The organism is Alkalihalobacillus bogoriensis ATCC BAA-922 (assembly GCF_000621445.1).
In the GTDB taxonomy this organism is placed as follows: Bacteria; Bacillota; Bacilli; order Bacillales; family Bacillaceae_F; genus Bacillus_AO; species Bacillus_AO bogoriense.
The window spans coordinates 45,394-57,951 of sequence record NZ_JHYI01000014.1 but is presented as its reverse complement, the minus strand read 5'-3'; the positions used below and the strand labels follow the sequence as shown (position 1 = coordinate 57,951).

The window sequence follows — 12,558 nt, the reverse complement described above, 5'->3', positions numbered from 1 at the left end:
TATTTGATTGGCAAAAATATGTATTGGACAATCTTAATTGCAGAAAAAGAGACAAAAAAAAGCATCAACAATTCTAAAAGAGTTGTTGATGCTTTTTTCTTTAAAAGAGATAAGAAAGATAAAAATTTTAGTGTAGTAGTGAAGCTTTGCTAGAAGAGAGAAAAGACGCTCCTGCTTTTTTCTTATAGTTTAAATGAACTTTTTAATGAAACAATTAAATTAAACACAATGTTATCCTCTGATGTTTCTTTTGGATCTACATTAAAATATCCGTGTCTAAAAAATTGAAACTTTTCTTGTGGTTTAACATCCTTCATGTTTGGTTCCACAAACCCTTTTAACACTTGTAGGGAGTTTGGATTCACTTGGTCTAAGAATGTTTTTTCCACTTCAGCTTCTGTCTCTTCTTCGACTTCAGCCGGGGCTTCGCTTAAAATGAGCGGTTCATATAAACGAAATTCTGCCGGAACTGCTTGTGTTGCTTCAACCCAATGCAATGTCCCTTTCACTTTACGACCGGTAAAGCCTGTTCCACTTTTTGTTTCCGGGTCATACGTACAATGGATTTCGACGACATTTCCATCTTCATCTTTAATCACATCTTCACACTTAATAAAATAAGCATGTTTTAACCTCACTTCATTTCCAGGAAAAAGTCGGAAATATTTTTTCGGTGGATCTTCCATAAAGTCTTCTTGCTCAATATATATTTCTTTAGAAAACGGAATTTGTCTCGTTCCCATTTCAGGATTTTCCGGATTAATTTCAGCATCAAGCATTTCTACTTGCCCTTCCGGATAGTTAGTAATGACGACTTTTAACGGGCGTAACACTCCCATTGTACGCGGTGCACTCATTTTTAAGTCTTCACGCACAAAATGATCTAACATTTGAGAGTCAACCGTACCTGAGCCTTTAGATACTCCTGTTTCTCGAACAAAAGCACGAATCGCTTCTGGCGTGTATCCTCTGCGACGCAACCCTGAAATTGTTGGCATTCGGGGGTCGTCCCATCCATCGACAAAACCTTCATCCACAAGTTGCTTTAACTTCCGCTTACTCATGACCGCATTCGTAATATTTAGGCGCCCAAATTCAATTTGTTGTGGTTTGCTCGACATCTCACATTGTTCAACAATCCAATTATACAATGGACGTTGGTCTTCAAATTCGGTAGTACAAATCGAATGAGTGACATCCTCTATTGCATCCTCAATCGGATGTGCAAAAGAGTACATTGGATAAATACACCACTCGTCTCCTGTGTTATGGTGTGTGGCATGTGAAATACGGTAAATAACAGGATCACGCATATTAATATTAGGGGAATTCATATCAATTTTTGCACGCAATACTTTTTCACCATTTCCAAACTCACCTTTACGCATGCGCTCAAACAAATCTAGGTTTTCTTCAACCGTACGATTTCGATATGGGCTATCTTTCCCTGGTTCTGTTAATGTTCCTCGGTATGCACGTATTTCTTCTTGGGACAGGTCATCAACATATGCTTTTCCTTTTTTTATGAGAAGGACCGCTCTTTCATACATCTCTTGGAAATAATTTGATGCGTAAAATAACCCGTCCCATTTATAACCAAGCCATTCCACATCTTCTTTAATGGCATTGACATATTCTACATCTTCCTTTAGCGGGTTTGTGTCATCAAAACGTAAATTTGTTTTTCCATTAAACTCATCCGCTAAGTCAAAATTAATGACAATTGACTTCGCATGCCCAATATGTAAATATCCGTTCGGTTCTGGCGGAAAACGTGTGATGACATGGTTCCGTTTTCCCGATTCTAAATCTTCTTTTATAATATTTCGGATAAAATTTGAAGAATTATGCTCCAACCTTTTTTCACCCTTTCCTTTTCTTCTTTCGTGCATGAAATTTCCATTATACACTATATAATAGTCAATATTGTAACACAAGTCCTCGTATGCGCAAATTAAATCAGGTTTTACGAGGTTTGTTTCTCCACTTTCAATCAGTATGGACGAATCGGCAATTTTCAATCGTTCAAATTACCGTTTCTTTTTTTCTAACGGACATCAGTTCCGCTAAATTGGCCAAGTCCTCGATTTTTAAAAAGCTATCGGACATCTATTCCGCTATTCCACTAATTCGTTGGAATTCACTCATATATCATGAAATAGTGGAACGTATGTCCGATACGATTAAAAAAGACCGATATTCTGCTATTTAACGGAACAGGTGTCCGAACGGGTCATAAGTACAGCTATTTGCCAAACCGCTTTCGATACCCACATTTTCGACAAAGCTCTTCCACAGCAACTCGTTGTGAAAATCCATCAACGATTGTTTTCGCTCTGTCGCCTTCTATAATATCTGAAAAGGAAGATTGATTGATATTGCCTAGATTAATCACGCCTTCTCCATCTAAGCAGCAAGGAATAACGGTTCCGTTTGCTAAAATGCCGGCTTGATTTCGCAAGCCATAACAAAACCCTTTCCCATCATCCTCCTCTTCATGTAAGGCAGGCCATTTAAATTCGATATCTTGATTAATGTAAATTCGATCCGCAATTTTCACGCCACTACCTGGTACTACTTTTTCTTCTATTTTATATGGAAGATCAAATTCCGTTTCGATCAACTCTAATATTTTTCGGTTTTGTTGTTTGATGACATTTGTCGTATTGTCTGGAGTCAAATTCCATAAACGGAGTGAGAAAATAGTATTTGATTGGCTTGTCACTTCTTTTATAAAGGAAAGAATTGAGTTGACATATCCTTCTTTATCCTTTGACCCGGCATGTCCATCAAAACTGTGCAAAGAAAAATTCATTTGGCGTAGAGCAGGCTTATTCAACAATTTATGTTTGTTTTTTTCAATTAATGTGCCATTTGTTGTAATGTTCACTTTAAAACCTTTTTCATGGCTTATATCTAAAAGCTGATCAATTTTCGGATGGAGAAGCGGCTCTCCTTTTACATGCAAATAAATATAGTCTGTATATGGTTTAATTTCATCTAAACGTTTTGAGAAATCTGCTACTGATAAAAATTGCTTTTGTCGTTCTGTTGGTGGACAAAAGCTACAGGCAAGATTACAAACACTTGTAATCTCTAAATAAAATTTCTTGAATTTTTTCAACCTATTTTCCTCGCTTCTCGTTCTTTAAATGGTGTTGTCTTTATTAGAGCATACTTCACCCGACTTGAAAACAACATGTTCCTTCCATTGTCACTCTTTTTATTATAGCTACTTCCTTAACAAAAGAAAAAGGACCCTTTTCAATAGGTCCCATAACTCCATATCCTTACTCTTTAAAAGACGAAAGCATTTCCATAATCACGTCAATGACAACATCAGGTTTATCAAGGTGAATATAATGGTCTGCGCCTTCCACTAACATTTCTTTTCCGTTATTCGATAACGATGCCACTTCTTTTTGCATGCTTTTCCACTCAGGATAGTCTTCATAATCAACGTATAAAACAGAAAGAGGCAGATCACCGAAACCATCCTTTTGTGCATTTTTTACTTGTTCCACTGAAGTTGTCATCATGAAAGTAAGTTCACTCATTTGATCAGCATTATAATAATCTTGATAAAACATGGCAATGGATGCTTTATCTTGTAAAAAATGCTCATGCAGAGGAAGCATATCGACTTCTTCTAGTACTCGTCCTACCCCGACTTCTTTTAAAAATCGGAAAATGTACAATTCTGCTTTTGAAAAGCCACCTTCCATATTTACATTCGATGAATCAACTAATACGATTCCTGCGACATCTTCTTTATATTTATCAGCAAATATTTGGGCAGAAAATCCCCCAAACGAGTGACCAACTAATAAAAATGGACCTTCTTCCCCTGTTACTTCAAGAAGTTTTTGCAAATCATCAGCAATTTGTTCAGCCGTTCGGTCATTATGCGCTAAATCACTCCACCCATACCCTGCTCTATCATAAGAAATGACTCTTGTGTACTTCGCTAGCTCTGCTTGAAGTACTTCCCAATCTTTCGATGCAGACGGTGTTCCCATCCCTGATTCGAACACCACGGTTGGAAGACCATCTGCATCTCCTGTCGCCAACAGATGCAACCGATAATTACCGATATCAACCAGTTCACCGACAGGAGGATAGTTATCAACTTCGACAGCAGTTGCAATTTGCTGATAAGCAAACCCAATTAACAATAAAATTACAAACCCAAACCCTGTCCATTTCAACATACGTAACATAAACTTTGAAACCGACCGTTCTTTTCCTTGTATTTGAATTGGCTTTTGCATGTTATCACCCTTTGGATATATTTACCACTATTATACATCGAGTATTATACTTCTTTTATTATTTTTTTGTTAAAATTTTCTATAAACAATAGTATACAAAAAAAGCATGTCTTTTCATAGACATACTTTTTTCTGCTCCTCATCCACCAAAGAAAAAATCAATAACGTTGGATGTTGTTGATGATTGTTTATTATAAAGTTCTGAATATCCACAATTTGTACAATATACAACAAGAAATTTATTATGCTGAACATCAAACATTTTTGAAAGTCCTGTTCCTGTTGTTGCAATTTCCTTCGTTTCCGCTCTAGTACAACCACACTTAATACAACCGCGTTTTTCCATATCGGTCACACCTTTCTAATTTTTTCTAAAGCGTTTAAAAAGACGAGCTTTCTTAATCAACTTGATAAGAATCGCTCCAATCAACGTGATTACAAAAAAGAAACAACAAAATAAATTGGATGAAAAGTAACTCCAAACGCCACTTCATTCTGTAAATAAGCAAGTGTGCTGACAACAAAGACAAAATGTACGATAACAGAAAAGATAGCACCTTGTACCAAAACCTTCACAACAAATGGCCTCTTCCTAATTTTTCCTTATTATACACTAGATTTTTTTATATGTAATTAAATAAATAGCCTATAATAATTTCCGCTTATATCTATTGTTACTAGACATATAGACTAGAAAAAATATATTCCTGAATATATGTACTATCGTCCATACACTTTTTACTACAGAACATATAGTATAGTAGTTCTCTTAGTATAGAGAAACTATTTTGATGTTAGAAAGGAGAGTTAAAATGTCTAGTAATTTAGGGCTTGAAAACTTATTGAAGGATCTTCTTGATAAAAAAGACAAGAAGGATGACCGTGGCGTGGAGGACATTCTCAAAAAGCTTCCTCCTAATTATCCAATTGGTGGCGTTTTTGTGAAGGGACAATTAATTATCGTAACTTTCTTTTCAAACGTTTGTGACGGTCTTGCCTACTTTTTAGATGAAGAAGGTCAAGTTCTTGTTTTAGAAGTAGATAAAATCACTGGTATTGCTTTCGGTGAAACAGAACTACCAGAATAAATTTTCTTATGTAAAGCAGGGAAGCGTTCTTTTTCCCTGCTTTCTTTAACATTCTATCCCATCTCTCCCCCAATACACTCCATCAATTTTATCCATACTCAAAGATTTAATATTGTCTTCTTCAGAGAAATGCGCAATATCACCTTGTTCGTTTATATTTAAAAATCGTGTAACTGGAACAAGAACCCCGTTTAGTAGGACTTCCTGAACTGGATAATTAGGAGGTAATGTTTTAAATAATTCATGAAAAGGGCTTTTTTTACTCGAATGCTTTTCTAGCTTTCCCTTTAATTCAGCAATTGTCTTTTCCTGGTTTTCATATGCATCTATTAATAATTGAACGAATTCAATCTCCGATAACGTTTTTTCTCGTTTTGTTTTCCCCAATTTTTGTACTTCTTGTTCGAAATGCTTTAATATATTCGGGGCATTTTTCCGATTGGATTTGTTCTTTCCTGAATAATACATTTTTTGATTTCCTGTTTTTTCATCAAAAATGTTTCGTAAATATGGTGTGGAAGATGTCATGATTTTCTCCTTTCTATTTTCTTTTATTCTCTTCATTGTAAGTCGTTATGAAAATAAGATATTTTTGGGTCAAAAATAGAGTAACTGGTAGTTTACTGTACCTTTCAAAATCATTTCCATTACATACGATAAAGTAAATCAAAGGGAAAGAGGTGAATCAAAATATGAGCCACGGATTTGAATGCCATTCATGTGGTAGATTCCGTCATGATTTTTTCTCTCGTTGTCATTGCGGGTTTGATTTCCGTCATCACCATCATCACCATCGTGACTGTCGAAGTTTATGTGATTGCAAACGACCTTGTCACCACCACAGAGACCATCATTGTTGTGATTCCCATCGATGTCATGGGCATCACAGCTTTAGACACGACCGCATCTGTGATGACAGATTTAATGTTCGTCTAAGAGGATTAGATGGTGGGTTAGCCTTTAGATTACGCCAGCTAGTAGGCTGTGTTGTTAAGCTTGAAGTGGAATGTGGAGACGAGTGCAATCGATTTAAAGGCATTATTTGTCACGTCGGTCGCGATTTTGTTGAAATTGAAAAAATTGACGATGGTCGTAAACGAAAAAAAGATTGTCATTGTAAGAGCCGATGTAAATGCAAATCCCATAAAGATAATTTCCTAATTGTACCACTTCATGAAATTAAAGTCGTCAAAGTAGACGATGATAAAAAATTCCATCATCATTAAAAGCATAGAGTGTGTGCGCCACATTTGCAGGGAGCACACACTCTTTCCCTACATGTTCTTTGCTTATTTTTTACGTTTTTTTATTTTTAACAAAGTAATCTCCTCGACCGGTACAGCCTTTTGCCTTCTCCCTTGACGAAATATTACCTCGTGAGGCTCCATTCCTATTAATCTACCGATAAACACTCTCTTCTTTGTTTTGACCCTCACTATTCTTTTTTCGAAAAAACAAAGAAATGTTTTTAAATCGATTCCAAAAAAGATTTGAATCAATTCTGGTGATTTGGCAACTGTAGCCCCAAAATCTAACGTAATAGCTCTACGCAAGCATGGGTCTATTCCAATTAACTCTTGCTTTTCGTGGACATCACATAGTTCAGTCGGGCTTTTAATCGAACATACATCTTCTAAACGAATAATTTTGAGGTAGTTCTCATCCTCTAGTAAAACAAAGTCTCTTCCTACAAGGGAAACAATCCCACGAACAAGTAAAGATCTTCTTTGATTTTCTTTTGATACTTCTACTTTAATGACTTTCCCTTTTAAACCTTCAAAAGCTGTACGCAACCGTTCTTGCTCAAGCACACCTTCTTCTTCATTTCCTCTAGTTAGAGCAAGACTTAATAACAATTCATTTGCCTCACTAATTTTTCTTTCTAGCTCTTCTAATTCTTCTTGTGGTAAGCACGTATTCGGTGAAGGGAATTTCGGTGTTCGTATTCTTTCTGGACAACATTCTTCCGGGATACAAAAATCATCAGGAGCATCGGCTGGTACGACAGGGGGACAACGAAATTCATCACATTCATGGTCATGACTCATTCTACTCCACCTCCTCTACCATGCATAAGCAGCCTGTAATAGGTGGGAGGTATGGTTGCAGTTTCTCATGGACCCGAATAATTCCCCACATTCCTAATTCAATATCCCAACGAATATTACCAGAACGATACATATAATCACCAGGAAAATTATAAAGTCCTCCAGCTCCACCTACTAAGCGAGCATCTAATTTGTGACCGATAATATTTTGACCTTCCACCGAGCGAAATTTAGAATCGACATCTTCACGGTCTCTTCGCCAGTAATGACCATGGATATGAAACGTATGCGTACGTCTTCGTTCGGCAGGTACGACCAACCTTACAGTAGTCGGTTCACCTGGATACGCTTCAAAAACAGGGGTGGCCGGATCACCAAAAGTAAATGAACTTGCCCAATCTTGAATTGTGAACTGTTCCGTATAGCGATTAATTAATCGTTCTGTACGATAGTTAAAACCACGTGAACCTTGGTCGTACGTATCAAATTCGTCTGGGTCTGTTTCTTCAATTAGTCCGTCTGGCGGATCAACAATGAGCTGTCCTTTCTTATCTAATAGCCTTACACCATCATGCATAAGCAACACAAACTCACGAGTATCTGGAAGTAACGGGTTTTTAATAATAACACTTGTGCCCGAATTCACTGGCTTTAATGTGATAGGGTCTAAATACACTGACCCTTTTGGTTCGGCAATGAATGCACCAAAGGCGCCGTGATGACGATGATTTCTTATATCCGCCATATCCCAAAGATTACATGCACCATATGGCTTATCTACATACCAACGATAGGTGATGATTTCTCCTGGCCCTACGGTTTGGTCTGGATTAAAGCCAACTGTTTCCCCACTCGAAGTTCGAATGTCAAAATCAATTAATTGCGGGTGTAGTGAAATCCGAGGAGACGGGGGATAAAATGCTGGTACTTTCACTTCCGGGTAACGATGTACACCGTCTTCTACATGAAATAAGGCTGGATCGAGTTTATTTTCCAACGTGATTTCTACACATTCGTCGACATTTGCTCTTATAACTAACGGTTCCGGATTCACCTTACCTGATAAAATATCATCGACATCTTCTTTTAAAGCAAAAACAATGCCATAAGGGTCGTGGTCCCCATATTTGTTGTATTCGATGCATGTTTGAAGGGCCACAACATGATATTTCCTCACAACGGCTCCGTCAGGACATATACATCCATCATCACAAGCTAGTTCTGGAGGCATACCCGTTACTTCTGGGAAAACACCACCATCAATAGGGGGTAATGGTCGGTCTGGCAACGGGATTAAATTAGGAACCTCTTTATCATACGCTCGTAATATGCCCCATGTTCCAATCCAAAGATCTTCTACATCTTCAAATGCCCATAAATAATCTCCTGGACGAGGGATAAAGGTTTCAAACGTAAAAGACTCTGATATTCCAAGGTGTTCCTGATTTTTTTCATTAGAATCGACATCCCGACGTGCCTCATTCCAACGAAGGCCATGCGCATTAAAGCTATGACTTTCCTCGTGTGCACCTTGTAGCACCCGGAACCGAATGGGGTCACCGGAATACGCTTGAAGCAGTGGTGTTATTGGATCTCCATGAACAGTGGAACTGAATGAATACGCCGGATCACAATGTTTACCTAACCGAAACTGCAATGGCTCATTCTTATAATTCACCCCAAATATACCAGGGTCATCTTGTGAACCAGGAAAAGGTGGCGGTTCAATTGGACATTTATCTTTATCAAACAAAAGCGCAAAATCATGAATGAACAACGTGTAATCTCGATAATCCGGAATAAGTGGATTTGTGACTGTTACTTGTGTACCATGGTCCACTTCTTCTCCCGTGCATGAATCAAACACACACGAAAACCTCGGAAGAATATTAATCGATCCGAACAACCCATGCTGTTGATGAACAGAGGCAAATAAATGGTCGTGGAAAAATGTTGCTTTAAGCTCAACATCGGCATACCATTCATAACGAATTGTTTCACCTGGAAGAACACTACTATCATAATTCCATCCTACATTCGCAGCATCTGAAACAAGAACATCAAATTTTACAAAATGAACATGCATTCCAGCCTCATATGTTCGTGTCACTAATTGAAAAGCATCACCATCTAACACATTCGGAAGTTTATTCGTAAAATTAATTCGAATACACGTACCCGCTTCTGCTTGTAACACAAGAGGTTCTGGCTCTTTCTTTCCTGATAACACCGCTTCTACATCTTCATCTAATACGTAAATCCGTCCTTTTGGGTCATGCCAGCCTTCACGATTATATATGATTGGTAGTTCAATCGCAGATACGTTAAATTCTTTAGTAACTGGGTTTCCAATACAAGAATCAACAAAGACCGCACCTGGTCTTGCATTAGGAACAGCCGCATTTTCTTCGAGTACCGTCATTTCTCTTCCACCAATGATTCCTAGTGGTGGTCTTGGTGCTTTACACCCTACTTTACCAGGAATAAAGTTTGGAAAACCCGGTCTCTCTAATGTTGGCTTAGGCGGACATGGTCGGTCAGGTAAAGGTTGTAACGGTTTAATAGGAACACCATTTGGATAACATTGACTCCCATCTTGCAACGTATCAAATATCCGATTAATGTTCCACATTCCATCTTCAAAGTGAGGGTATAAATGACAGTGGATGATCACATCTCCTATTGCACCGTGCAAACTTCCTAATCCATAAAACGGTTCGATTGTATAATGATTTTGTGGACTAATAGCCTGTGAGTCTTTTGTGAAAGAATCGACATCTTCTGGGTCGAACAACCATTGGTGAACATGATAATGGAACACGTGTGTTTCTTTTACACCACCGTGAACAAGACGAATTTTTACTGGATCACCTACATATCCTCTAAATATAGGTGTTGCAGGATCACCAAACACCCATGAATCATGATGCACTTCTTCAGAGTCACAATCAGGACAAACTACACCTTCATCAATTAAGCGGAAACGGTTCGCAAGAGGCTCTGAACGATAATTTATTGCATGAACCGATTCTGCCGGCTGTCCTGTCATCGGATTTATTCGTTCGTTTCCGGTTAAATCATCGTTTTCTGGTTCATCGTGAAAAAAATACCCATATTCTCGAAATGAAGGTAATATAGGATGATGAATATCAGCTATGGCACCACTATGAATGGGCCCACCTGTCACTGGATCCGTCCATGTTGAACCTTTATATTGAACAAAGATAGCGCCAAATAGTCCATGAATATTCGTTCCTAAATTTTCTCCATCAATTGGGTTTGCTACATCAGAAAAATAATATATCCCTTCTTTATGAACTTTGAGACAATAAACAATTTCTCCACCTGGTAATACCGTTGTATCTGGATTAAATCCAACATTTGCTCCGTCTGAAGTTTTCACATCATAATCTGCTTCTTGAAAATGCATCGAGGAAGGTGTCTTTAATTGATTTTCAAATAATATTTCGACGTCATCGCCAACATTGGCTCGAATTGCTAAAGGTTGGACTAGCTCAACTGGTGTAAATGGATTTTTCTTCACAAGTTCTCTAACTAACTCTTCGTTTTCTTTTAATACATACATTCGGCCATCTGGGTCGTGATCGCCAAAGTTGTTGTACACAATCCGAATTGGAATGGCAACAACATGGTATCTTCTTAGCATCGTTATTCTTCTCCTTCTGTTATTAGAATGTTGGAATGATAGGCCATCCATCGCCTCTTTCAACATAAAAGACATGAATCGTATCAATATGGATTTCCCAAATACGATTTTCCAATTGTTCGATATGGGTTGTGTCTACATCAAGAATTAACTGATCACCAATGACATCAATGATGATTCCAATATACATAAACGGAAATTGAGGCACTAAAATAAAAACACGGTTTCCGATATTTTCTCTAAAATGGTCGGCTAATGCTTCTGTACGATTGTCATGTTGAATTTGTTCAAAATTGGGAGTTGTCATGAAAAACTCTCCTTTCCAAAATTTAAGTTAACGGAATGACCGTTCTAGGATCAAACCTTGTTACACCTACTATTCTCTCTATTGGAAAACTGAGTGGAGTAGGGAATTCGTAAAAAGGGGCATTCGGCATTTTAATAATGACATTTGTCAATGTGATAAAACCAAATGTCACTTCAATGATTCTACCTGTAAAAATAGGCCGAAACGTTTGACCTAAAATATTGAGTTGATGACTTTCAAGTACGATAAGGACATCTTCATCTACAAGGTCTCGTATTAATAGTGGATCACACTTCGCTATGGCCTTCTCTTCTTCAAGAGGAGTAATCGTCACTTTTTTTTCATGCTGTTCCTTTGATTCTCTATCCATTGTTATCCTCCTTACGAATATGGCTCTTACTTCTAAAAAATCCCATTAACATCGTTGATAGCCGGATTGTTTTTAATACCTTGATTTCTGAAAGTGGTATTTGCCCCCTTCGTTTTAGTTCAACAATGCCATCTTTTGACTGAACAATCTTTCCGGAATACGTCGTGTCTTGTGTAATGACCTTGACATTTGTTCCTTTCCACGTTTGTAAGTTCGTTTCTAACGTTTCTTCAAAAAACTGCTGAAGTAATACGTCTTTACTTATAACCGTCTCACTAAATCGCGTGATCAATTTATTCCGTAACTCCTCATCATACGCAAAATGCTGATGGGTTGATGACACTTCTGGTAATCCGTATGGTACATTCGCAGATTCAATGTTTGAGTAGGGCAACCATATTCGGTCTTTTAAAGTTGTTAAAGTCACAAAATCTCTGCCTATCGTGTTCACTTTCCCAACGATATGAATTGGATTGTTTGGGTCCGAATGAATAAAAACTTCGACTTGTTGGTTCCGCTTATGTTTAAAAAATTTTCTAAGAATCAATTCTTTTTTTTTGTTCGGTAATGCTTTGCTTAACTGGAATAAATTCGAACGGTGAATATGTTGTTGAACAAGCTTTAATTCTTCAGCAGGTAAATCACTACCGGGTGAGGAAAGACCTTCACCATTTTTTAAACGAACCAAGTTTTCCGAACTTTCATTGACTCTCTCTTTATTCCTTTGCTCCCACAACTTTTCTACGTATTCATCCAATCTGATATCGGATTGTTTCATCCATTTATCTCCCTCCCCTTCACTTCTTA

14 protein-coding genes are annotated in these 12,558 nt (G+C 37.6%); 3 read left to right on the top strand and 11 right to left on the bottom strand.

All coding sequences use genetic code 11. The features are described from left to right. The first annotated feature begins 3 nt into the window (after positions 1-3). A complete protein-coding gene (locus T323_RS28770) occupies positions 4-153 on the top strand; it encodes a hypothetical protein (protein WP_156942414.1) in 150 nt (49 codons plus the stop codon). Between the two features lie 29 nt (positions 154-182). Here T323_RS28770 and T323_RS0106985 read toward each other — a convergent pair whose 3' ends face one another. The 5 genes from T323_RS0106985 to T323_RS28765 form a co-directional block, all read right to left on the bottom strand. Beyond that, a complete protein-coding gene (locus T323_RS0106985) occupies positions 183-1,856 on the bottom strand; it encodes a glutamine--tRNA ligase/YqeY domain fusion protein (RefSeq protein ID WP_026672630.1) in 1,674 nt (557 codons plus the stop codon). 389 nt (positions 1,857-2,245) lie between these two features. Then, positions 2,246-3,124: a radical SAM/SPASM domain-containing protein gene (locus T323_RS0106980; protein ID WP_026672629.1), complete on the bottom strand. Its 879-nt coding sequence runs from the start codon at positions 3,122-3,124 to the stop codon at positions 2,246-2,248. A 166-nt stretch (positions 3,125-3,290) separates the two neighbouring features. Beyond that, entirely contained in the window at positions 3,291-4,271 is a 981-nt protein-coding gene (locus T323_RS27865; protein WP_051556425.1) for an alpha/beta fold hydrolase, read from the bottom strand. Positions 4,272-4,410: 139 nt separating this feature from the next. Further along, the gene (locus tag T323_RS0106965; RefSeq protein ID WP_026672628.1) at positions 4,411-4,617 is read right to left on the bottom strand and encodes a zinc ribbon domain-containing protein; all 207 of its coding nucleotides are present in this window, start codon (positions 4,615-4,617) and stop codon (positions 4,411-4,413) included. A gap of 89 nt (positions 4,618-4,706) precedes the next feature. Then, a complete protein-coding gene (locus tag T323_RS28765; RefSeq protein WP_156942413.1) occupies positions 4,707-4,847 on the bottom strand; it encodes a hypothetical protein in 141 nt (46 codons plus the stop codon). Positions 4,848-5,083: 236 nt separating this feature from the next. On the opposite strand from T323_RS28765, the gene T323_RS0106955 reads away from it, so the two are divergent. After that, the gene (locus T323_RS0106955; RefSeq protein ID WP_026672627.1) at positions 5,084-5,359 is read left to right on the top strand and encodes a hypothetical protein; all 276 of its coding nucleotides are present in this window, start codon (positions 5,084-5,086) and stop codon (positions 5,357-5,359) included. A 45-nt stretch (positions 5,360-5,404) separates the two neighbouring features. Here the strand turns inward: T323_RS0106955 and T323_RS0106950 are convergent, their stop codons facing one another. After that, a complete protein-coding gene (locus T323_RS0106950; protein WP_026672626.1) occupies positions 5,405-5,887 on the bottom strand; it encodes a hypothetical protein in 483 nt (160 codons plus the stop codon). Between the two features lie 164 nt (positions 5,888-6,051). Here T323_RS0106950 and T323_RS28760 point away from each other — a divergent pair, with 164 nt between their 5' ends. Further along, complete coding sequence (locus T323_RS28760) at positions 6,052-6,585, top strand: hypothetical protein (RefSeq protein WP_156942412.1); 534 nt, start codon at positions 6,052-6,054, stop codon at positions 6,583-6,585. 63 nt (positions 6,586-6,648) lie between these two features. Here T323_RS28760 and T323_RS26220 read toward each other — a convergent pair whose 3' ends face one another. Genes T323_RS26220 through T323_RS26210 form a run of 5 tightly spaced genes read right to left on the bottom strand, consistent with a single transcriptional unit; the run spans position 6,649 to position 12,529 of the window. After that, complete coding sequence (locus tag T323_RS26220) at positions 6,649-7,407, bottom strand: hypothetical protein (RefSeq protein WP_051556424.1); 759 nt, start codon at positions 7,405-7,407, stop codon at positions 6,649-6,651. Position 7,408: 1 nt separating this feature from the next. Further along, positions 7,409-11,074 (bottom strand): multicopper oxidase domain-containing protein, encoded by a 3,666-nt coding sequence (locus tag T323_RS0106935; RefSeq protein WP_026672624.1) that lies wholly within the window; start codon positions 11,072-11,074, stop codon positions 7,409-7,411. A 22-nt stretch (positions 11,075-11,096) separates the two neighbouring features. Continuing rightward, entirely contained in the window at positions 11,097-11,381 is a 285-nt protein-coding gene (locus T323_RS0106930) for a hypothetical protein (RefSeq protein ID WP_026672623.1), read from the bottom strand. A 22-nt stretch (positions 11,382-11,403) separates the two neighbouring features. Continuing rightward, the gene (locus tag T323_RS26215; RefSeq protein ID WP_245613697.1) at positions 11,404-11,751 is read right to left on the bottom strand and encodes a hypothetical protein; all 348 of its coding nucleotides are present in this window, start codon (positions 11,749-11,751) and stop codon (positions 11,404-11,406) included. Continuing rightward, positions 11,744-12,529: a hypothetical protein gene (locus T323_RS26210; protein WP_035178012.1), complete on the bottom strand. Its 786-nt coding sequence runs from the start codon at positions 12,527-12,529 to the stop codon at positions 11,744-11,746. The genes T323_RS26215 and T323_RS26210 overlap by 8 nt, the downstream gene beginning before the upstream one ends. Positions 12,530-12,558 lie beyond the last annotated feature (29 nt).

Bases quoted from the DNA above. Each gene is read 5' to 3' on its own strand.
- T323_RS27865 (WP_051556425.1), bottom strand. From the start codon at position 4,271: ATGCAAAAGCCAATTCAAATACAAGGAAAAGAACGGTCGGTTTCAAAG.
- T323_RS0106965 (WP_026672628.1), bottom strand. From the start codon at position 4,617: ATGGAAAAACGCGGTTGTATTAAGTGTGGTTGTACTAGAGCGGAAACG.
- T323_RS0106955 (WP_026672627.1), top strand. From the start codon at position 5,084: ATGTCTAGTAATTTAGGGCTTGAAAACTTATTGAAGGATCTTCTTGAT.
- T323_RS0106950 (WP_026672626.1), bottom strand. From the start codon at position 5,887: ATGACATCTTCCACACCATATTTACGAAACATTTTTGATGAAAAAACA.
- T323_RS28760 (WP_156942412.1), top strand. From the start codon at position 6,052: ATGAGCCACGGATTTGAATGCCATTCATGTGGTAGATTCCGTCATGAT.
- T323_RS26220 (WP_051556424.1), bottom strand. From the start codon at position 7,407: ATGAGTCATGACCATGAATGTGATGAATTTCGTTGTCCCCCTGTCGTA.
- T323_RS0106935 (WP_026672624.1), bottom strand. From the start codon at position 11,074: ATGCTAAGAAGATACCATGTTGTTGCCATTCCAATTCGGATTGTGTAC.
- T323_RS0106930 (WP_026672623.1), bottom strand. From the start codon at position 11,381: ATGACAACTCCCAATTTTGAACAAATTCAACATGACAATCGTACAGAA.
- T323_RS26215 (WP_245613697.1), bottom strand. From the start codon at position 11,751: ATGGATAGAGAATCAAAGGAACAGCATGAAAAAAAAGTGACGATTACT.
- T323_RS26210 (WP_035178012.1), bottom strand. From the start codon at position 12,529: ATGAAACAATCCGATATCAGATTGGATGAATACGTAGAAAAGTTGTGG.